Raw genomic sequence first — 21,324 nt, forward strand, 5'->3', positions numbered from 1 at the left:
GATGGAGGTATTATCTATGAAAGAATTGGTTGAAATTATTGCTAAGGCATTAGTGGATAATCCGGATGAAGTTGTTGTAACTGAAACTGAAAAAGATAAAGCCATCATAGTCGACTTAAAGGTTGCCCCATCCGATATGGGTAAGGTAATCGGAAAATCAGGCAGAATTGCTAAGTCTATCAGATCAGTTGTTTCTGCAGCTGCATCAAAGACTGACAAAAAGGTCATAGTAGAAATCGATAACTAGAGTCATAAAGACTATGTAAAGAGCCATGCAGACAGTTTTGTGAGTATTCACAAGCCTCTGCATGGTTTTTTCAAATATATGGAGTGCTTATGGAAGATTTATTACGGGTTGGTGTGATTACGGCAACACACGGCATCCGCGGGGAAGTGAAAGTATTTCCGACAACAGACGACCCTCAGCGGTTTAAAAAGTTAAAACAATGTGTCATTGAAGGAAGACGGGAAAATATTGAACTGGAAGTGCAGTCGGTGAAGTTCTTTAAACAGTATGTTATCATAAAATTTAAAGGATACGACAGTATCAATGACATTGAGCAGTTTGTCAAGAAAGATTTAATGGTCACAAGAGAGCATGCGGTCAAGTGCGAGCCGGGCGAATATTTTATCTGCGATTTAATCGGACTGGATGTTATTACGGATACCGGCATGAACCTTGGGAAGCTGACAGAAGTGCTGGAAACAGGCGCAAACAATGTTTATGAGGTTACAACGCCGGACGGAAAAACAGTACTGATTCCGGTTATTGACCAGTGTATTCTTGCCCATGACATGAAAGAAAAGACGGTGACGGTGCATCTGCTGCCGGGACTGCTGGATATGAATTAAGCACTATACAAAAAGTGCTTGCATTTTTATTTGGAGTATGCTAGACTTAACTAGTTGTGAGAAAAGAGATGGTCCTCTGTTACAGGAAATGTATTAAGAACATCCAAATATTAAGGAGGTCACACATGAACGAAATTATTAAGAACATTGAAGAAGCACAGATGAAGGCAGAAGTACCTGCATTTAACGTAGGTGATACAGTAAGAGTATCTGCTAAGATTAAGGAAGGTAACCGTGAAAGAATCCAGGTATTCGAAGGTACTGTATTAAAGAAGCAGGGTACAGGCGTTCGTTCTACATTCACAGTTAGAAAGATTTCTAACGGCGTAGGCGTAGAAAAGACATGGCCATTACATTCTCCAATCGTAGAAAAGGTTGATGTTGTAAGACGCGGTAAAGTAAGACGTGCAAAACTCAATTACTTACGTCAGAGAACAGGTAAGGCTGCTAAGGTAAAAGAATTGGTTCGTTAATTCTTCAACGGCTTATATGGACAGACACGGTAATTGTGTCTGTCCTTTTATTTTATAAAAAATTGTGAGGTACATATGATTTCATTTCAGAGAAGATATCAGGAAAATACAAAATTACTGACAGTGTGTAAGTGGATTGCGGACCTTCTGATTGTGATTCTACTGGCATATACGCTTACCCTGTTTTTATGTGACCGTACAACGATTTCAGGAAATTCCATGCAGCCGGCGATAGAAAATGAAGATACTGTGTTGCTTAACCGGATTGCATATTCCTTTCATGGACCGAAAAGGTACAGTATTATCGCCTTTCATCCGAATGGTGTAAAAACTTCAAAGATTTATGTAAAGCGTGTTATCGGTCTGCCGGGTGAAACGATTCAGATTCACGACGGAAAAGTATATATTAATGGCAGTGTGCTGGAAGATGACGTTTCGGAAGATGACATTTTAACGGCAGGTCTGGCAGCAGGTGAACTGACACTGGGGGAAAATGAGTACTTTGTACTGGGAGATAACCGCAATAACAGTGAAGACAGCCGCTTTGCCAATGTGGGCGTTGTGAAAAAAGACGACATCGTGGGTTCGGTATGGTTTATTGCAAGCCCGATGAAAAGAATGAGATTATTATAAAAGCCGTCAGGCGGAATGGAGCAGAATATGAATTATCAATGGTATCCGGGACATATGACCAAGGCAAGAAGAATGATGGAAGAAAACATTAAACTGATTGATCTGGTGATTGAACTGGTTGATGCAAGAATCCCTTTAAGCAGCAGAAATCCCGATATTGACGGGCTTGCAAAAAATAAGGCACGTATCATTTTACTCAATAAATCCGATTTATCCGATGAACGCAAAAATGTGATGTGGATTGATTATTTTACCCAAAAAGGTTTCTATGTATTAAAATTAAATTCCAAGAGCGGAGCGGGGGTCAAGCAGGTCAACCAGACGATTGTCCTTGCCTGCAAGGAAAAAATAGAACGCGATAAAAGAAAGGGTATTTTAAACCGTCCGGTGCGTGCAATGGTCGTCGGTATTCCGAATGTCGGAAAGTCGACCTTTATCAATGCATTTGCAGGAAAAGCCTGCGCAAAGACCGGGAATAAGCCGGGGGTTACCAAGGGCAAGCAGTGGATTCGCTTAAATAAGAATGTGGAACTGCTGGATACACCGGGTATTTTATGGCCGCGATTTGAAAATCAGGAAGTCGGACAGCGACTTGCCATGATTGGCTCAATGAATGACGAAGTGTTAAATCTGGATGAGCTGGCACTGGATACAATTAAATTCTTATTAAAAGAATATCCCGGAAACTTAAAAGAACGCTATGGGATTGAAGAAGATGCAGAAGCCTTACAGGTCATGGAAGCTATTGCAGCACGGCGCGGCTGTGTAAAGCAGGGCGGAATTACCGATTATGAAAAGACAGCGGGCATTGTTCTGGATGATTTCAGAAGCGGAAGAACCGGCAGAATTACACTGGAAGTACCGGAAGAATAAGGAGCGGTCATCACATGGAAAAAGAGCAGAAAATAACAAAAGCAGAGCTTGCACGAATAAAGCGTGAAGAAAAGCTTGCGGCAGAGCGGGAACGGATAGAAGCCCTGTGCAAATTTGAAAAAGAATACGATTACTGCCGGTATATCTGCGGCATTGATGAAGCAGGCAGAGGTCCGCTTGCAGGACCGGTTGTGGCAGGGGCGGTTGTACTGCCGAAGGACTGCCGCATTTTATATATCAATGATTCCAAGAAATTAAGCGAAAAAAAGCGTGAAGAACTCTTTGACGTTATCAGCCGTGAAGCAGTCAGTGTGGGAATCGGTATTGTATCGGCACAGCGTATTGACGAGATTAACATTTTGCAGGCAACGTATGAAGCCATGCGGCAGGCTATTCAGAAACTGAGTGTACAGCCCGATATATTATTAAACGATGCTGTAACCATTCCGGGCGTGGAGATTGCACAGGTGCCGATTATCAAAGGTGATGCAAAGAGCCTTACAATCGGTGCTGCCAGTATTATGGCAAAGGTGACAAGGGACAGAATGATGGCGGAGTATGATAAAGAATATCCGCAGTATGGATTTGCAAAACATAAAGGATATGGAACGAAACAGCATACACAGGCGCTTTTAGAGTATGGTGCCTGTCCGATTCACCGGAAAACATTTTTAAAAAATATATTAAATACTGAAAGGGTATAATGATATGGCATTTCACATTTCAGGTTTTTTACAGCAGATGGTTTCAGGTACAAAAAGTTCCGAAAGTGCATCAACAGAGAGTGCGGCGGCGGAAAATGCAGGACAGACAGAGCAGACTGCGCAGGTAAATACCATTAATGCAAAGTATCTGGCATCTTTGCTGGCAGGAGATACGGTTACCGGTGTTGTAAACAGCATGAAGGACAATCAGGTTATTCTCAGCCTGCCAAACGGTGAGAATCTTTTTGCACGTCTTGCACAGGGGGCACAGGTGCAGTTAGGGCAGAGCATGACCTTTCAGGTGCAGGAAAATAAAGGTAATTTCGTTGCATTAAAACCGCTTTTCGGGGATGCGCAGCAGATGGTGCTGGTACAGAAGGCACTTGAAGCGGCCGGACTTTCTGCTAATGAAAGCAATATGGCGATTGTGCAGGAACTGCTGGCACGGAATATGTCTATTGATGCCGCAATGTTAAATGAAATGGTAAAAAACAACCTGAAATTCCCAAATGCCAGTCTGGATACCATGGCAAATCTTGTGAAACTTAATATTCCCGTTACGCAGGAAAATATCGAACAATATGAAGCTTATACGCATTACGAGCGCAATATGGCAGGTCAGTTAGACAGTCTGCCGTCCGCTCTGTCAGATACACTTACACAGCTTACCGGTCAGGATCCGGTGCAGGCAGGGACATTTTTAAAAAATGTGACTGCGGCGCTGTATGAAGGACTTCCGCAGGAAATGCAGGCGGGCCTTTCGGAAACAATGCCGCAGGATGCGGTGCGGGAAGGGCTTGCACAAAAAATCACGGAAACCTTTAATGATACACCGCAGGGCGGACAGGCACAGGCGCTGGCAGAACAGATTACAGAAGGAAATGCCACCGTAAAAGAAACGTTGTCACAGCTGGCGGATTTGATTGCAGGGACAAAGAATACACCGGATGATACGCAGGCTGCCGGACAGACAGAGAAAAAACTGACACAGTTACTGGCTTCTAAAGAACTTGGACAGCTGCTGAAGGGGCAGATTGAAGAAACACTGTATTTAAAACCACAGATGGCAGACAGCGAAGAAAGCATCAAGGGATTTTATAAGCGGGTGCGCTCCTCACTGGAAGCCGTTTCAAAGGAAACGCAGAAGGCAGCAGAGGGCTCAGCGTTATCTGCCAATTTAAACGAAATCAAAAGCAATATTGATTTCATGAATGACTTAAACCGCAATATGACGTATTTTCAGATGCCGGTGCGCTTTTCGGAAGGCACTGGAAATGGAGAGTTATACGTATTTACAAATAAAAAAACACTTCACAATAATCCCGAAAATGTGAGCGCTCTCCTACATCTGGATATGGAACATTTAGGTTCTGTCGATGTGTATGTGAAACTGGCAGGTAAAAATGTCACAACGAATTTCTGTCTGGAGGATTCGGAAACACTGGATTTTGTGTATGATCATATTGACCGGCTTAATGCCCGCCTGGAAGCGCTTGGTTACACGGCACATTTTGAGATGAAACTGACACAGCCACAGGAAAATTTTGATTTTGAAAAAGATTTTCTGCAAAATCAGACAGGAGGCGCACCGACGTCCCAATATATTTTCGATATCAAAGCATAAGTTTATAGATTGTTCATTTGCACAATGAAAAGCAGTGGATTATAATGGGAGTGTACAAATATGACAAATAAAAAGGATACAGGAGAGCAGAAGCGGAAGGTTTCTGTGGCACTTGAATACGTTCCCGGAGAAGAAGCACCGAAAATTATTGCATCGGGAAAAGGTGTTCTGGCGGAAAAGATTATTGAGCGTGCCAAGGAAGCGGATGTGCCGGTGTATGAAGACAGCAAGCTTGCCAATACGCTTTCCAAGCTGGAAATCGGAGATATGATACCGCCGGAATTATACAGCGTGGTTGCCGAGATTCTGGTCTTTGTAGATGATATGGATAGATTAAGAAGTAAAGTGAAAAAGACAGGAAAATAATGAACACACGACAGCGGGGAAAAGAATGGGAACAGAAGGTGTGCCGGTATTTAAAGGACAAAGGTTATTTTATCGTAGATGTAAATTTCGCCTGTGCCTGCGGTGAGATTGATATTATTGCGGCACAGCGGCAAACGCTTGTTTTTATAGAGGTGAAATACCGCAGAAATGCCCGGTACGGTTATGCCTTAGAAGCGGTGACACCTGCAAAACAGAAGAAAATCCGCAGGACAGCGGACGTCTATCTTGCAAAACACGCACAGAATACAGTGTTTGCAGGGGCAGATTGCCGTTTTGATGTAATAGGAATTGATGATGGGGAGATTACGCATATTGAGGATGCGTTTTAAAATTTAAAATGGAGAATAGAATGGAATCACTGACATGGAATAAAACAGACACGGATGCAGTTTATGCGTATATGCAGGAGCAGGAGCGCCCGGCATATATGGATACGGTCAGAAGTGTTACGGCAGAAAACGGTGTGCCGTATTTAAGGTTTCCGATGCTGGAATCGGAGTCTTTTATTGAACATGGATTTTCAACACGAAAAGGCGGTGTCAGCACCGGTATTTACGAAAGCATGAATCTGACTTTTAATCTCGAGGATGATCCGGAAAATGTGTCGGAAAATTTCAGAAGAATGGCGGCTGCGCTTCATACTGTACCGGAAAAGATGGTATACAGTAAGCAGACACATACAACCAATGTCTTAAAAATAGAAGAACACCACAAAGGAATGGGAATTGTACGGGAGCGTGATTTTGACAATATAGACGGACTGGTGACAAATGTGCCGGGAATCTGTCTGGTTACTTCGTATGCCGACTGTATTCCTCTTTTTTTTGCGGACAGCCGCGATCAATGTATCGGATTGTCCCATTCGGGCTGGAGAGGAACGGTGGGAAATATCGCACAGGTAACAGTTGATGCCCTCATAAGAGAATACAATGCCAATCCTGCATATATCAAAGCGGTTATCGGACCGGGAATCTGCAGGGGCTGTTATGAAGTAAGTGAAGATGTTGCAGTACAGTTTCAGAAAAAGTATCTGCCACAGGAAGCAGAGCATATTGTAGCACCGGGGAAAAGAGTAGGAAAATATCAGCTGGATTTACAGCTTGCCAATTATTATAACCTGATTCATGCAGGAATCCACCCGGAGCATATTGCGGTGGCAGATGTCTGTACCTGCTGTAATTCAGACCTGTTGTTTTCACACAGGGCAACAAAAGGCAGACGTGGTATTTTATGCGGAATGATGTACATAAAGGAGTAGGACATGATAGATGATAACAATTTAGCACAATCATTACTGGTTAATAAAGAGGACTTTAGAAAAACGATGGAAACCAATGCACGGTTTCAGGAACTGATGATGATGTACCGGTGTGCAATACGGGAAATCCAGACAAAACTGGAAATCTTAAATGACGAGTTTAAAACGAAAAACCAGCGCAATCCGATTGACAGTATCCGGACAAGAGTAAAAAGCCCGGCGAGTATTTTTGATAAAATGCAAAGAAAAGGTTTTGAGGTATCCATCCAGTCTATCGTCAACAATTTAAATGATGTTGCCGGAGTACGTGTGGTATGCCCGTTTATCAGTGACATTTATGCAGTAGCCAATATGCTGATTTCACAGGATGACGTTGAAGTGATGGAGGTGAAGGATTATATTAAGAATCCGAAGCCAAACGGATATAGAAGCCTTCACTATGTAGTTATTATTCCGATTTATCTTTCTTCCGGTAAGGAGTACATGAAAGTGGAAGTGCAGATTCGTACGATAGCCATGAATTTCTGGGCAAGTCTGGAGCATCAGATGCATTATAAGCAGTTTGGCAATGAGGAAATGCCGGAAATTGTCAACGAACTGACGGTCTGTGCGGATACGATTTACAATACTGATGTGCATATGCAGGAAATCCGGGAGGAGATTCACCGGCTGGAACATCCGGAGTGTCTGCCGGTGGAATAGCGCAATATAAGCTTATGAATAATAGATAAGATAAAATAAAACTGTGAAACCGATAGTCTTTAAAAGCAAAGGCTTTGTGGTTTCACAGTTTTTTAGTTTAACTTACTGGTAATTGTTGCCGTTTTGTCCGCCGGATGTTTCATTTTCAGATATTCCTGTTTCAGATACTTCTGTTTCGTCGGAGGCTTCCTGTACTTTTTTAGCAGCTTCGGCTTCCTGCCTTGCGTATTCGGCACGTAGACGTTTTTCATCGGCTTCAATCTGCTTTTTTGTCTTTTTCTTACTTTTTTCTACCAAATATACAATCAGTGCAAGCAGTAAAATCGGTACGGCAAGCGTAACAACCGAAGCGAGAATCTCCGTAAAAAATGCATTTTCTAAAATAGACTTATGAATCGTTTTATACTGAGCTGAAGTGACTACGTCCGTTAAAAGCTGTGCGGTTGCGCTGTCAATTTCTTCACCGTTGGACTGGATAAAGAAAGAGATGGCATTGCCCTGCATTACGGTGTAATACTTCTTCATGTAGACTGTGACCTGATTGTTGGCAACGGACTTTACACTGGTGACAAAGTAAGGGATACCGTTTACATGTTCAATCGCGGAAGCTGTAATATTTTCGGTGACGCTCTCATTGTCTATGGCATCACTTTTCTGCAGATATTCATTAAAAAGGCTGTCCAGATCCGTATCGGAAAGTTCTGTAAAATCGGTTGATGCACTTCCTGCTTCTTTGCCGCTGATAATCAGTTCATAGCGTACATCCTGCGGAACGGCTTCTAAGTAAACGTGGTTGACGACCATTAAAGAACGCAGTTCTTCAACGTCATCCGTACCGATTAAATCCAGATAAGCGTTGTTGGAAGTGACAGAGCGGGTAAAACCAATCAGCTCGGACGGAACCTGTACTTCCAGATTAATATCCGAAAAACGGTATGTTGTGGTATTTTCTGCTGCCGCGCATGAAAATGAAAAGAGCAGTGCCATCAGACAGAAAGCCATAAGAAAGGCAGTGCCTTTCCGATAAAATTTTAACAAATGTTTCAAGTGGGTTACCTCCTGTAATGTAGTAAAAAATGTAGTTTCAGTAGTATATTTTCAGTGTTTTCCCCTCATGAATGATAGCATATAACTTTACAAAAAGCAATGAAACTGATATTATATATTTAACTATGCATTAGGAAGAAATGGAGATTTATATATGAGTAAACCAATCGTTGCGGTTGTCGGCAGACCGAATGTCGGAAAGTCTACGCTTTTCAATCATCTTGCCGGACAGCAGATTTCAATTGTAAAAGATACACCCGGTGTTACAAGGGATAGAATTTATGCAGAGGTTTCATGGCTGGATAAGAATTTCACCCTGATTGATACGGGTGGTATCGAACCGGAAACCAAAGATATTATTCTCGCGCAGATGAGAGAGCAGGCACAGATTGCCATTGATACGGCAGATGTCATTATCTTTATTACAGATGTAAGACAGGGGCTTGTCGATGCGGATGCCAAGGTGGCGGATATGCTGCGCCGTTCCCACAAGCCGGTTGTGCTGGTTGTCAACAAAGTGGACAACTTTGAAAAGCTGATGCCGGACGTTTATGAATTTTATAACTTAGGTATCGGTGACCCGATTCCGATTTCTGCAGTCGGAAAGTTAGGTATTGGCGAAATGTTAGACGAGATTGTTAAGCATTTTCCAGAGGATACGCAGGAAGATGGAGAAGATGATCGTCCAAAGATTGCAATTGTCGGTAAACCAAACGTTGGAAAATCATCTATTATTAATAAGATGGTCGGCGAACAGCGAGTGATTGTTTCGGATATTGCAGGAACAACAAGAGATGCCATTGATACGCCGGTTGTTTATAACGGCAGGGAGTATGTCTTTATTGACACTGCGGGACTCCGACGTAAGAGCAAAATTAAGGAAGAACTGGAACGTTACAGTATTATCCGTACCGTTGCTGCGGTGGAAAGAGCGGATGTGGTGATTCTGGTCATTGATGCGACAGAAGGTGTTACGGAGCAGGATGCCAAGATTGCCGGTATTGCACATGAGCGTGGAAAAGGCATGATTATTGCGGTGAATAAATGGGATGCCATTGAAAAGAATGACAAAACGATTTATGAGCATACGCAGAAGATTAAAGATACGCTTTCCTTTATGCCGTATGCGGAACTGCTGTTTGTATCGGCAAAGACCGGACAGCGTCTGAATAAAATTTATGACATGATTGATATGGTGATTGAAAGCCAGACGATGCGTATTCCAACAGGTGTGTTGAATGAAATTTTAACAGAAGCCGTTGCCATGCAGCAGCCGCCGTCAGACAAGGGCAAGCGCCTGCGCATTTACTATATGACACAGGTTGCGGTAAAACCGCCGACGTTTGTGATGTTTGTCAACGATAAAGAACTGACACATTTTTCATACACACGCTATATTGAAAATAAAATCCGGGAAGCATTTGGATTCCGCGGTACGGCACTGCGGTTTATCAACCGGGAACGTAAGGAGAAAGAATAAAAAATGGAACGAATCATTTGTCTTGTAATCGGGTACCTTTTTGGCAATATTTTCCAGACCGGATACTGGTATGGAAAGTTTAACCATATTGACATCAGGGAATACGGAAGCGGCAATGCGGGAACAACCAATGTTATGCGTACACTGGGAAAGAAAGCGGGCATTATCACGTATCTTTTAGATACTTTTAAGGCTGTTTTTGCTGCACTCGCAGTTCATTTCCTGTTTGGCAGAAACAGTGATATTGAAATGCTGCTGTTTTTATACAGTGGTTTTGGTGTTGTACTGGGACACAATTTTCCGGTATATTTAAAGTTTAAAGGTGGAAAGGGAATTGCGGCAACTTCGGGAGTGGCGCTTTCCCTGCTGCTGTTTCCGAAGCACTGCTGGGTATTTGCGGTATTCGGACTGATTACTTTTGCATCGGTAACGCTGATTTCTAAGTATGTATCATTGGGTTCACTGGTGTTTATTACATTATTTCTCATTGAATTTTTAGCGTTCGGTGCGGCAGGATGGCTTCCGCTTACAGGCAGTGCAAAACTGGAAGCATACGGTATTTTAATCTGCCTTACGGTGCTGGCTTACATCAGACACCGCGGCAATATCGGACGACTGATGCACGGAACGGAAAGAAAGATTGGACATAAGGCTTAAGAAGGGAGAACAAAATGGCAAAGGTAAGTGTGATGGGTGCAGGAAGCTGGGGACTCGGACTTGCAATTCTTTTAAATAATAACGGACATGATGTAAAAGTCTGGTCTGTTTTTCCTGAAGAAATCAAAGTGCTTGATAAAGAGCGTGAAAATAAAAAATGTCTTCCGGGTGTGCATATTCCCGAAAAGATTGAAATGACGGCAGATACGGAATATGCAGTAAAGGGTGCAGATGTCATTGTACTTGCAGTCGCTTCGCCTTATACACGTTCCACTGCAAAGTTATTTGCACCGTTTGTAAAAGAAGGACAGTATGTTGTCAATGTCGGAAAGGGAATCGAAGAAAGCACATTAATGACACTGTGTCAGGTGGTAGAGGAAGAAATTCCGGCGGCAACGGTTGCTGTGCTTTCAGGACCAAGCCACGCAGAAGAAGTGGGACGTCTGATTCCGACGACCTGTGTCATTGGTACACATAAGAGAAAAGATGCAGAATATTTACAGAATATTTTTATGAGCGATGTTTTCCGTGTATATATCAGTCCGGATATGCTGGGAATCTGTATTGGCGGTGCATTAAAAAATGTCATTGCGCTGGCAGCAGGTATCGCAGACGGATTGGGGTACGGTGATAATACAAAGGCGGCACTGATTACAAGAGGGATTGCCGAGATTTCAAGACTGGGAACGGCTATGGGTGCCAATCCGTCTACATTCAGCGGACTTTCAGGTATTGGTGATTTGATTGTTACCTGTGCCAGTATGCACAGCCGCAACAGACGTGCCGGTATCCTGATTGGACAGGGTAAGACCAAGGATGAAGCCATGGAAGAAGTGCAGATGGTTGTAGAAGGTGTATTTTCTGCAAAGGCAGCATTTGCACTGGCACAAAAATACAATGTTGAAATGCCGATTGTAGAGCAGGTCAACAAAGTTTTATTTGAAGATAAAAAACCGGCGGAAGCAGTCAAAGAATTAATGCTCCGCGATAAAAAAATGGAAACAGGAGAATGGTCAGAATGAGAGTAATTGCAGGCAGTGCAAGAAGTCTTCCGTTAAAGACACTGGAGGGCATGGATACCCGCCCGACAACAGACAGAATAAAAGAAACCCTGTTTAATATGATACAGTCGGAAATACCGGGCTGCCGCTTTCTGGATTTATATGCGGGGAGCGGGGCGATTGCTATTGAAGCGTTAAGCCGTGGGGCAAAAGAAGCCGTGCTGGTTGAAAATTCCAAAGCAGCGTGTGCCTGTATCCGTGAAAATCTCGCGTTTACAAAGCTGGATTCACAGGCAGTTTTAATGGAACAGGATGTTGCGGCGGCAATTGTAAGACTGTCGGGACAGGAAGTGTTTGATATTGTATATATGGATCCGCCATATGCAAAGGATTATGAGCGCGGGGCATTGGAAGCGCTTGCTGCAGGCAGTATCATTGACGGATATACGACGATTATTATAGAAGAAAAACTGGATACGGATTTGTCGTATGTGCAGGATTTGGGCTATACCATTACAAAGACAAAAACGTATAAGACGAATAAACATGTATTCCTGAAAAAGGAAGGAAAGTGATAATAATGAAGAATGCAATCTATCCGGGCAGTTTTGACCCGGTTACATTGGGACATCTGGATATTATCCGCCGTTCATCCCGCCTGGTGGATCATTTAATTGTCGGTGTATTAAATAATAATACAAAAACACCGTTGTTTTCAGTAGATGAACGTGTTAATATGTTAAAAGATGTAACAAAGGATATAGACAATGTCGAAATTTTAAGTTTTCGTGGGCTGCTTGTTGATTTTGCAAAAGAACATCAGGTGCAGACGATTATCAGAGGGCTGCGTGCAGTGACGGATTTTGAATATGAACTGGCGATGTCGCAGACAAACCGGGTGGCGAATCCCGATGTAGATACCATCTTTTTAAATACAAGTCTGAAGTATGCTTATCTGAGTTCAAGCATGGTAAAAGAAATGGCAATGTATGGGGGCGATATCAGTAAATTTGTTCCGCAGCAGGTAATTGGCAGAGTTTATGAAAAATATGGCATTACACAGCAATAAAACAAATTACATAAAGAGGTAGAACTGCTATGAGTAGAATTGAACAATTAATCAGCGATATAGAAGCATATATCGATAACTGTAAGTACCAGCCTTTTTCCAACAATAAGATTATTGTCGACAAGGATCAGTTAGAGGATATGTTGTCTGAGCTTCGTTTAAAGACACCGGATGAGATTAAGAAGTACCAGAAAATTTTAAATAACAAAGATGCGATTATTTCAGATGCAAAAGAGCAGGCAGAGTCAATTCTGAATGCGGCACAGATACAGACGGAAGAATTAATCAATGAACATGAGATTATGCAGCGGGCATATGCGCAGGCAAATCAGCTGATTGAGCAGGCAACTGCGCAGGCACAGCGCATTCTGGATTCTGCAACGGAGGATGCTAATAACATCCGTATTGGAGCAGTACAGTATACAGATGACATGCTTGGAAAGTTACAGTATATTATCGAACATTCGATTAAGGATAATAAGGAAAAGTATACGTCCTTAATGACTGGTCTTGAAAATGTTCTGACGGTTGTTACCAACAACCGCAAGGAGCTGGTTGTTGAAGATGAAGAACCACAGCAGGAAACAGCAGAGCAGGCCGAAGCCGTGGAGGATGATTCTGAAGATGTGGTATATGAAGAAAATGACGACCTTTTAGATGATGATATTTAAAAATGGTTTTTAAAGCAGTACAATACAATGAAGACAGGTAAGAACCGTAAGAAGCAGTTTGCCGCATATGTATTTTTTTATGCCAAAGCTGCTTCTTTTTGTTATGCCTGCTGTCTGCATAACCGTGGAAAAGCCGCCGAAGGCATTGACTGCAAGGATTAATATCGTCTGATAAAAAAGCGGGACAGGAAAGCGGCTGATAAGATAGATGCCGTTTGTAATTTCTGTAATGCCGCATAAAATTCCTGTGATATAGATATTTTTAATAGGCAGCAGACAGATATACGCAGACAGACATGAAAAAACGATGATATAGCCGCCCAGTTTTAATATGCTGACAACCGCACTCCAGATAGAATCGTCTAAAAGCTGTGAGAAGGTGGGCGGATTAGATTCAGCTGTCAGAGTAAGCGGTGTCCGCATTTGTGTGCGGTGCAGGACTAAAGTGATAACAATACATTCCAGAGCAGGCAGATAAATGCACAGCAGCACTAAAAAGGCAGATATATTTTCGTTTAAAGAAGAAAAAAGAATGTAATTGATAACAAATGACGGACTTGAAAGGTTGCAAAACGGCATCAGACATTCGCACAGTGTTTCACCGGGGTTGGCTTCATGCAGCTTACTGCATAAAAATGCACCGACAGGGAAACCGCACAGCAGACCGGTTACGCAGACGTAAAGATAAGATAGTCCTGGTTTTAGCGGAAAAAGGTATAAAATACAGGAAGTCAGGATCATGGCGGGGAACAGTCCTGGAAGAATGACCTCCCCCCAAAGCTTTAAACCGGACAAAACGCCGTTAAATGAAATGCGTGGAAACGCAATAACAGCGGCAAAAGCACTTAAAACAAGTATTTGATTGAATTTTAGATTCCATTTTTTCATAAATTCCACACGAATCCTTTTTTGCGTTATAGTGGTGCAATTATAATGCCTGCGAATTGTTCCGTACTGCGTACTTCCACAATTCTGCCTGATATTACATATATTGCCTGCGGACATAATTTATGAATCTGAATCATAAAGATATAACAAATCAGGGGTTACCGGAAAACGTGAGGTGTGTGTGAAAAAGAGCCGGGCATATGTGCTTTTGGCGGCACTGGTTGTTTTTATCTGCATTTGTACAGCTTCTTTAACAGAAGGCAGGCTGCCGCTGAAACGGGAAGCTTTGACACTGCAAAACGATAACCTGCGCGCCATGCGGATTGAACTGACGGCAGAAGAAATTGCCCAATATGCGGATGAATGTAATCTGCCGGTGGGCGAATATCTTTGTACATTGATGGTGGCGGAAAACTGGACGGCAGATGTGCAGACAGCACAGAGCCTGACACACAAACAGGCGGTGGCACTACGCAACCGTCTGGTGCGCCATTATCCGGAAGAATTTTATAAGATGAGCAGTCTGTATGCGGGGCTTGTTGCGGATATGCAGTGCTTTCCTATACCGGTATCTAAAGGAAATGAACAGATGTGGGTAGAATACTGTGATTCATGGGGGCTGGAGCGTACCTATGGCGGAGAACGCAGGCATGAAGGAACGGATATTATGGCACAGAACAATACGCCGGGCATTTATCCGGTGCTTTCTGCCACGGCAGGGACAGTGACTAATATCGGCTGGCTGGAACTTGGCGGCTGGAGAATCGGTATTACGTCGGAAAATGGTATTTATTACTATTATGCCCATCTGGATTCATATGCGCCGCTGTCTGTCGGAGATACAGTTACGGCAGGACAGCTGCTGGGATTTATGGGCAATACCGGGTACAGTAAGGTTGAGGGGACAAAAGGAAAGTTTGACGTCCACCTGCATTTTGGTATCTATGTAACAGACGAAAACGGCACGGAACTGGCAGTGAACCCCTGCTATTTACTGAAAACAATTGAAAATAAAGTGCTGTATTATCAGTACGGGGTATGATATAATGAGCGCAAAGGAAAAGGAAGCGGCTGCGAAGCAGACATTTACTTTTCCTGCGCCATTAACGAACGAATCGCCATGCGAAGCAGGGCGAGGAGCGCGACAGTGCGGATTCGTGAGTGCGAGAATGAAGAAAGCGGAAAAAAGAGCTGTGCTTGCACAAAGCTCTTTTAGACGATTGCTGCTGATAGGGCGAAAGCCCGACAGAGCAGGAAAATGCAATTTTTCTGCTCATGCACGGCGAGCGCAAAGGAAACGAATCGCCATGCGAAGCAGGGCGAGGAGCGCGACAGCGCGGATTCGTGAGTGCGATAGCGAGGTGAACCGCCCGACAGAGCAGGGCAAAACCGCAAGAAAGTGGAGTTGAAAATATTATGGAATTGCAGATGTGGAAGGAAATTCTGACCCCCTATGATTTGGCGGTTGAAGAATTAAAAGTCAAATTTAATCATATTGTAAAAGAATATCAGCAGATGAACGGCTATTCGCCGATTGAACAGGTGCTTGGACGTGTAAAGAGTATTTCCAGTATTATTGATAAGGCACAGAAAAAAGGCATCGACATGGATAAAATCGAAACCCAGCTTGAAGATATTGCCGGAATCCGCTTAATCTGCCAGTTTACAGAAGATATTTATACAGTTGCAGGTCTTATCCGTGAACGCAGTGATATGCAGGTTAAAAGTGAGAAAGACTATATTACGCATCGCAAGAAAAGCGGATACCGCAGTTATCATATCATTGTATTATATAAGGTGGAAACCGTTCGCGGGACGAAAGAAATCCCGGTCGAGATTCAGATTCGTACACTGGGTATGAATTTCTGGGCGATTATCGAACACTCCCTTCAATATAAATATAAGGGTAATATCCCGGAACATGTACGGGCAAGACTGACATCAGCTGCCAATGCCCTGATTACGCTGGACAATGAAATGTCTTCTATCCATGATGAAATTATTGATGCGCAGAATTTCTATATGGTAAAAGCTAATATTGTATCGGATATTTTGGGGAATATCCAGAACCTGTATAAGGTGGCAAATAAGCGTGAGATTATACAGATTCAGGATGAATTTTATGAGATTTATCAGGAAGGCGACATCAGCAAACTGGAACGCTTTAACCGGCAGTTAGACATTATTGCTGAGGGTTACCGCGCACAGGCAACTTAAAAAAATATACATCATGAAATTAAAGAAGCATTAAAGGAAGCAAAGAACATGAAAAAAACAATTAATTTACCGCAGAATTATCTGGATGCCATGAAGGAACTGCTCAAGGAAGACTATGAAGATTATCTTGCAAGTTTTGAGGAAAAACGCCTTTACGGACTCCGTATTAATACATTAAAAATATCCGTGGAGGATTTTTTGAAAATTTCTCCGTTTGAATTGGAGCCTATACCCTGGATAGAGAATGGATTCTATTTTCATGAGGAAGACAAGCCTGCAAAGCACCCGTATTATTTTGCAGGACTGTATTACATTCAGGAGCCATCCGCAATGACACCGGCAAATGTACTGCCGGTAGAAGACGGTGATGTTGTTTTTGATATGTGCGCCGCACCGGGCGGAAAATCAACGGAGCTGGGTGCAAAGCTTGACCGCACCGGACTTTTAATTACTAATGACATCAGCAATTCACGAGCCAAGGCACTGCTTAAAAATGTCGAAGTATTCGGAATCCCGAACCTGTGCGTATTAAGCGAAGACCCGAAAAAAATTGCAGACCGTTTTACAGGCTTTTTTGACAAAGTATTAATTGATGCGCCGTGTTCCGGCGAAGGCATGTTCCGCAAGGATAACAAGCTGATTAAAAGCTGGGAAAAGAACGGTCCGGAATTTTACAGTAAAATACAACGGGATATTGTCCTTTCCGGCGCGGATATGTTAAAGCCGGGCGGCAAAATGCTCTATTCTACCTGTACATTTTCTAAGCTGGAGGATGAAGAAACCATCCGTCATCTGTTAAGGGAACGCCCGGAAATGCATTTGATACCGATTCCGTCATATGAGGGCTTTTGTCCGGGTATCATTGAAAATGAAGAAGATACGGCAATGCAGATTGAAAAATGTGTCCGCATTTTCCCTCACAAAATGCAGGGAGAAGGACATTTTCTTGCACTGCTTGAAAAAGATACAGATGCACCGGAAAACTATCATGCGAAAAGAAAACCGTCAACGGAAAAACTGCCGGAAGAACTGTTGGAATTTTTAAGCCATGTAACATTTCCGGTACAAAAGCAGGACATTTTTATCCGCGACAGCAAGGTTTATCAGGTATCGCCTGAAATGCCGCAGGAGGGCGGACTCCGGATTATGAGAAACGGACTGCTGCTCGGTGAAATGAAGAAAAACCGTTTTGAGCCGAGCCAGGCATTAGCCATGGCATTACAGATGTCCGAATACGATAAGATTATCAATCTCCCGGCTTCAGATGAGCGCGTGGTAAAATATTTAAAAGGCGAAACACTGGATTTTGAAAATGAGAATGATTATCAGGATGGCTGGAATCTGTTCTGCGTAGACGGTTATCCGTTAGGCTGGGGCAAGTACAGCAAGGGGGCATTAAAGAATAAATATCTGGCAGGCTGGCGCTGGCAGTAGGCATGCATAGAAAAAAGAGGAAATTATGGCAAAAATAAGACTGGACAAGTATCTTGCGGATATGCAGATTGGGACACGCAGTGCGGTAAAAGAATATATCCGCAAAGGGCGTGTCCGTGTCAATGAAGCAGTGGTAAAAAGTCCTGAACAAAAAATTGATACGGAAACGGATACCGTTTTATACGATGATAAACCGGTAGGATACCACACGTATGAATACTTTATGCTTAATAAACCGCAGGGCGTGGTATCTGCAACACAGGATACAAAAGAAAAGACTGTGACAGAGCTGATTACAGAAAAAAACAGAAAAGATTTGTTTCCTGTGGGACGGCTGGATAAAGATACGGAAGGACTGTTGCTGATTACCAATGACGGTGCATTGTCACACGAACTGCTTTCACCGAAAAAACACGTCGATAAAACGTATTTTGCGGAAGTTATGGGAAAAATCGGACAGGCAGAGGTTATAAAATTTAAAGAAGGTCTGGTGATAGGTACAGAATTTACGGCACTTCCGGCAGTGCTTGAAGTGCTGTCTTTTGATGAAGCAAAGAACACCAGCCGGATTCGTGTCACGATCCACGAAGGTAAATTTCATCAGGTAAAGCGCATGTTTGAAGCAGTCGGAAGCGAAGTGCTGTATTTAAAACGGCTCTCCATGGGAACGCTTGTGTTAGACGAAAGCCTTGCGCCGGGAGCATACCGCAGGCTCACAGAGCAGGAAATTCAAATGTTAAAGGAAACGAGGAATATAAAGAAAAATGGTTAAAGATTTTCTGCCGATTTCAAAGAAAGATATGAAAAAGAGGGGCTGGGAGCAGTGTGACTTTGTCTATGTTATTGGGGATGCCTATGTAGACCACTCTTCCTTCGGACCGGCAATTATCAGCCGTCTGCTGGAAGCGTTTGGCTATAAAGTCGGCATTATTGCACAGCCGGACTGGAAAGACAAAAACAGTATCGCCGTGCTTGGTGCACCGCGGCTGGGATTTCTGGTATCTGCGGGCAATATGGATTCCATGGTCAACCACTACACAGTATCCAAAAAGCACCGCAAAACCGATTCTTTTTCACCGGGCGGTGTTATGGGCAGACGACCGGATTATGCGACGGTGGTGTACTGCAACCTGATCCGGCAGACCTTTAAAAAAGAACCGATTATCATCGGCGGGATTGAAGCGTCCCTGCGCCGGCTTTCCCATTATGATTACTGGTCTGATAAGGTGAAACACTCCATTCTTGTCGATTCGGGTGCGGATTTAATCTCCTACGGCATGGGCGAACATTCTATCGTAGAAATTGCCGATGCACTAAACAGCGGAATGGATGTTCATGATATTACTTATATAAAAGGAACGGTTTACAAGACTAAATCTCTTGACAATCTTTACGATTATGTGGAACTGCCGGATTACGATACAATCTGTGCCGATAAACGTAAATATGCGGAAAGCTTTTACACGCAGTATACGAATACCGATCCGTTTACGGCAAAGGTGCTTGTTGAAAAATGCAAGGAAAAACTCTATGTCGTGCAGAATCCGCCCGCACTGCCGCTGACCAGTCAGGAAATGGACGATGTCTATGCACTGCCGTATATGCGGGACGAACATCCGGTATATAAAAAAGACGGTGGAATCCCGGCATTCGGTGAAATTAAATTCAGTATATCAAATAACCGCGGGTGCTTCGGCGGGTGCAGCTTTTGTGCGCTGACCTTTCATCAGGGAAGAATTGTACAGGTGCGAAGCCACGAATCCATTTTAGAAGAAGCACGGCAGATGACACAGGAAGAAGATTTTAAAGGTTACATTTACGATGTCGGCGGACCGACGGCAAATTTCCGTTTTCCGTCCTGTAAAAAGCAGCTTACGCACGGTGTCTGCCAGAATAAGCAGTGTCTATTTCCGAAGCCTTGCAAGAACCTGACGGTCGACCATAAAGATTATATAAAGCTGATGCGTGAAATCCGGGAACTGCCGGGCATTAAAAAGGTATTTATCCGCTCTGGTATCCGTTTTGACTACTGCATGGCAGATGATGACGATACCTTTATGAACGAGCTGTGTAAACATTATATCAGCGGGCAGTTAAGAGTTGCGCCGGAACACATTTCAGACAATGTCTTAAAATATATGGGCAAGCCGGAAAACAAGGTGTATGAAGCCTTTTTAAAACGTTATGCGCGGATTAATAAAAAAACAGGAAAAGAGCAGTTTGTTGTGCCATACCTGATGTCTTCCCATCCGGGTTCAACGATGAAGGAAGCGATTGAACTGGCAGAGTATATCCGTGATCTGGGGTATATGCCGGAGCAGGTGCAGGACTTTTATCCGACACCGTCCACGCTTTCAACCTGTATGTATTACACGGGACTTGACCCGCGTACCATGGAAAAGGTCTATACACCGGTTTCACCGCATGAAAAAGCAATGCAGAGAGCATTAATCCAGTACCGCAATCCCGAAAATTACGAGCTGGTAAAGGAAGCACTGCTAAAGAATCACAGGGAAGACTTAATCGGATTTGACAGGCACTGCCTGATTCCGCCGCGTCTGATGAAAAACGGATACCACACCGGCGGCACAAATCAGGGAAATTCAAAGCAGGGAAGCCCGAAACAGGGCAGTCAGAAAAAGGGTAAATATACAATAACTCAGAATACAAGAACATCCAGACAGCATCCAGCCGGTCAGAAGTCGGCAGATAACAGAAAAAGCGGCAGAAGCGGCACGCGGAAAGCAGGAGGAAGAAAATGATGAAGTTACAGGAAAAAGGAACTTTTGAATATTTAAAGCGCAAAAAGAAGCAGAACCTGCTCATTATGCTGATTTCATTTGCGGTAGTATTTGCCGTATTTTTTGCAGGGCTGGCAGTTTTTAAGTCGCGCAATAACTACTGCACGCTGATTGCAACGGTACTGGTGCTTCCGGCGGCAAAATTTGCAGTCGCCTACTTTGTATTACTTCCGCATAAAAGTGCAACACAGGCACAGAAAGAAGCCGTGGAAGCTGCTGCAGGAGCGCTTACCTGCTGTTACGACTGCGTTTTTTCAAACAGCAAAAGTCCGATTGGTACACAGGCAGTTGTTGTCACAGACAATGCCGTCTGCGCGCTCACACAGGAAGAAAAGGCGGATAAGACCCTTTTTGAAACCAGTCTGCGGGACTTTTTAAAAAATGAAAAACTGGCGGCAAACGTAACACTCTACACTGATGAAAAGACCTTTTTAAACAGAGTGCGGGGACTTGCCGCTAATTTTGATGATACCGATAAACGCAGTATGGACAGAATGGAATGGATTACCCATGCCATGAAAAATATGTGCTTATAGGCGGAAATGCCTGTAGA

The 21,324-nt window shown here is 43.3% G+C and carries 25 protein-coding genes; 23 read left to right on the plus strand and 2 right to left on the minus strand.

The window, feature by feature from the left end; genetic code table 11:
* The first annotated feature begins 16 nt into the window (after window positions 1–16).
* The 11 genes from LI288_RS03195 to LI288_RS03245 all read left to right on the plus strand — a co-directional run bounded on the left by LI288_RS03195 (window position 17) and on the right by LI288_RS03245 (window position 7,506).
* Complete coding sequence (locus LI288_RS03195; protein WP_022432148.1) at window positions 17–247, plus strand: KH domain-containing protein; 231 nt, start codon at window positions 17–19, stop codon at window positions 245–247.
* An 89-nt stretch (window positions 248–336) separates the two neighbouring features.
* On the plus strand, window positions 337–852 hold the full coding sequence (gene rimM / locus LI288_RS03200; RefSeq protein ID WP_022432147.1) for a ribosome maturation factor RimM: 516 nt from the start codon (window positions 337–339) through the stop codon (window positions 850–852).
* 125 nt (window positions 853–977) lie between these two features.
* A complete protein-coding gene (gene rplS, locus LI288_RS03205; RefSeq protein ID WP_022432146.1) occupies window positions 978–1,325 on the plus strand; it encodes a 50S ribosomal protein L19 in 348 nt (115 codons plus the stop codon).
* A gap of 75 nt (window positions 1,326–1,400) precedes the next feature.
* Entirely contained in the window at window positions 1,401–1,958 is a 558-nt protein-coding gene (gene lepB, locus LI288_RS03210; RefSeq protein ID WP_227089404.1) for a signal peptidase I, read from the plus strand.
* 27 nt (window positions 1,959–1,985) lie between these two features.
* Window positions 1,986–2,831, plus strand: a complete 846-nt coding sequence (ylqF, locus tag LI288_RS03215) for a ribosome biogenesis GTPase YlqF (protein ID WP_227089405.1) — start codon at window positions 1,986–1,988, stop codon at window positions 2,829–2,831.
* A gap of 14 nt (window positions 2,832–2,845) precedes the next feature.
* A complete protein-coding gene (locus LI288_RS03220; protein WP_227089406.1) occupies window positions 2,846–3,535 on the plus strand; it encodes a ribonuclease HII in 690 nt (229 codons plus the stop codon).
* A 4-nt stretch (window positions 3,536–3,539) separates the two neighbouring features.
* A complete protein-coding gene (gene fliK, locus LI288_RS03225; protein WP_227089407.1) occupies window positions 3,540–5,159 on the plus strand; it encodes a flagellar hook-length control protein FliK in 1,620 nt (539 codons plus the stop codon).
* 60 nt (window positions 5,160–5,219) lie between these two features.
* The gene (locus LI288_RS03230; protein ID WP_022432141.1) at window positions 5,220–5,525 is read left to right on the plus strand and encodes an EscU/YscU/HrcU family type III secretion system export apparatus switch protein; all 306 of its coding nucleotides are present in this window, start codon (window positions 5,220–5,222) and stop codon (window positions 5,523–5,525) included.
* The gene (locus LI288_RS03235) at window positions 5,525–5,875 is read left to right on the plus strand and encodes a YraN family protein (protein WP_022432140.1); all 351 of its coding nucleotides are present in this window, start codon (window positions 5,525–5,527) and stop codon (window positions 5,873–5,875) included. Before LI288_RS03230 ends, LI288_RS03235 begins: the two co-directional genes overlap by 1 nt.
* A gap of 20 nt (window positions 5,876–5,895) precedes the next feature.
* Window positions 5,896–6,804 carry a peptidoglycan editing factor PgeF gene (gene pgeF / locus LI288_RS03240; protein WP_320055215.1) on the plus strand — a complete coding sequence of 303 codons (909 nt, stop codon included), beginning with the start codon at window positions 5,896–5,898 and terminating at the stop codon, window positions 6,802–6,804.
* Between the two features lie 3 nt (window positions 6,805–6,807).
* Window positions 6,808–7,506, plus strand: a complete 699-nt coding sequence (locus LI288_RS03245; RefSeq protein WP_022432138.1) for a GTP pyrophosphokinase — start codon at window positions 6,808–6,810, stop codon at window positions 7,504–7,506.
* 102 nt (window positions 7,507–7,608) lie between these two features.
* Here LI288_RS03245 and LI288_RS03250 read toward each other — a convergent pair whose 3' ends face one another.
* On the minus strand, window positions 7,609–8,553 hold the full coding sequence (locus LI288_RS03250; RefSeq protein ID WP_227089408.1) for a hypothetical protein: 945 nt from the start codon (window positions 8,551–8,553) through the stop codon (window positions 7,609–7,611).
* A 154-nt stretch (window positions 8,554–8,707) separates the two neighbouring features.
* On the opposite strand from LI288_RS03250, the gene der reads away from it, so the two are divergent.
* Genes der through LI288_RS03280 form a run of 6 tightly spaced genes read left to right on the plus strand, consistent with a single transcriptional unit; the run spans window position 8,708 to window position 13,431 of the window.
* Window positions 8,708–10,033: a ribosome biogenesis GTPase Der gene (gene der / locus LI288_RS03255; protein WP_022432136.1), complete on the plus strand. Its 1,326-nt coding sequence runs from the start codon at window positions 8,708–8,710 to the stop codon at window positions 10,031–10,033.
* Between the two features lie 3 nt (window positions 10,034–10,036).
* Entirely contained in the window at window positions 10,037–10,690 is a 654-nt protein-coding gene (gene plsY, locus LI288_RS03260; RefSeq protein WP_022432135.1) for a glycerol-3-phosphate 1-O-acyltransferase PlsY, read from the plus strand.
* Between the two features lie 14 nt (window positions 10,691–10,704).
* Entirely contained in the window at window positions 10,705–11,712 is a 1,008-nt protein-coding gene (locus LI288_RS03265; RefSeq protein ID WP_227089409.1) for an NAD(P)H-dependent glycerol-3-phosphate dehydrogenase, read from the plus strand.
* Entirely contained in the window at window positions 11,709–12,266 is a 558-nt protein-coding gene (rsmD, locus tag LI288_RS03270; protein ID WP_227089410.1) for a 16S rRNA (guanine(966)-N(2))-methyltransferase RsmD, read from the plus strand. The genes LI288_RS03265 and rsmD overlap by 4 nt, the downstream gene beginning before the upstream one ends.
* A gap of 5 nt (window positions 12,267–12,271) precedes the next feature.
* On the plus strand, window positions 12,272–12,760 hold the full coding sequence (gene coaD, locus LI288_RS03275; protein ID WP_022432132.1) for a pantetheine-phosphate adenylyltransferase: 489 nt from the start codon (window positions 12,272–12,274) through the stop codon (window positions 12,758–12,760).
* Between the two features lie 29 nt (window positions 12,761–12,789).
* Window positions 12,790–13,431 carry a hypothetical protein gene (locus tag LI288_RS03280; protein WP_022432131.1) on the plus strand — a complete coding sequence of 214 codons (642 nt, stop codon included), beginning with the start codon at window positions 12,790–12,792 and terminating at the stop codon, window positions 13,429–13,431.
* A 9-nt stretch (window positions 13,432–13,440) separates the two neighbouring features.
* Here LI288_RS03280 and LI288_RS03285 read toward each other — a convergent pair whose 3' ends face one another.
* Window positions 13,441–14,319 carry a spermidine/putrescine ABC transporter permease gene (locus LI288_RS03285; protein WP_022432130.1) on the minus strand — a complete coding sequence of 293 codons (879 nt, stop codon included), beginning with the start codon at window positions 14,317–14,319 and terminating at the stop codon, window positions 13,441–13,443.
* A gap of 181 nt (window positions 14,320–14,500) precedes the next feature.
* On the opposite strand from LI288_RS03285, the gene LI288_RS03290 reads away from it, so the two are divergent.
* The 6 genes from LI288_RS03290 (at window position 14,501) to LI288_RS03315 (ending at window position 21,307) form a co-directional block, all read left to right on the plus strand.
* Window positions 14,501–15,361 carry a M23 family metallopeptidase gene (locus LI288_RS03290; protein WP_227089411.1) on the plus strand — a complete coding sequence of 287 codons (861 nt, stop codon included), beginning with the start codon at window positions 14,501–14,503 and terminating at the stop codon, window positions 15,359–15,361.
* Window positions 15,362–15,735: 374 nt separating this feature from the next.
* Complete coding sequence (locus tag LI288_RS03295) at window positions 15,736–16,536, plus strand: GTP pyrophosphokinase (protein WP_227089412.1); 801 nt, start codon at window positions 15,736–15,738, stop codon at window positions 16,534–16,536.
* Between the two features lie 60 nt (window positions 16,537–16,596).
* Window positions 16,597–17,970, plus strand: coding sequence for an RsmF rRNA methyltransferase first C-terminal domain-containing protein (locus LI288_RS03300; protein ID WP_227089439.1), 1,374 nt, complete (start codon window positions 16,597–16,599; stop codon window positions 17,968–17,970).
* A gap of 25 nt (window positions 17,971–17,995) precedes the next feature.
* Window positions 17,996–18,742 (plus strand): pseudouridine synthase, encoded by a 747-nt coding sequence (locus tag LI288_RS03305; protein ID WP_227089413.1) that lies wholly within the window; start codon window positions 17,996–17,998, stop codon window positions 18,740–18,742.
* Window positions 18,735–20,732, plus strand: a complete 1,998-nt coding sequence (locus LI288_RS03310; RefSeq protein ID WP_227089414.1) for a YgiQ family radical SAM protein — start codon at window positions 18,735–18,737, stop codon at window positions 20,730–20,732. The genes LI288_RS03305 and LI288_RS03310 overlap by 8 nt, the downstream gene beginning before the upstream one ends.
* Window positions 20,729–21,307 (plus strand): hypothetical protein, encoded by a 579-nt coding sequence (locus LI288_RS03315; protein WP_227089415.1) that lies wholly within the window; start codon window positions 20,729–20,731, stop codon window positions 21,305–21,307. Before LI288_RS03310 ends, LI288_RS03315 begins: the two co-directional genes overlap by 4 nt.
* The last annotated feature ends 17 nt before the right edge of the window (window positions 21,308–21,324 follow it).

It is taken from the genome of Lachnospira pectinoschiza (assembly GCF_020564355.1).
GTDB classification, from domain to species: Bacteria; Bacillota; Clostridia; order Lachnospirales; family Lachnospiraceae; genus Lachnospira; species Lachnospira intestinalis.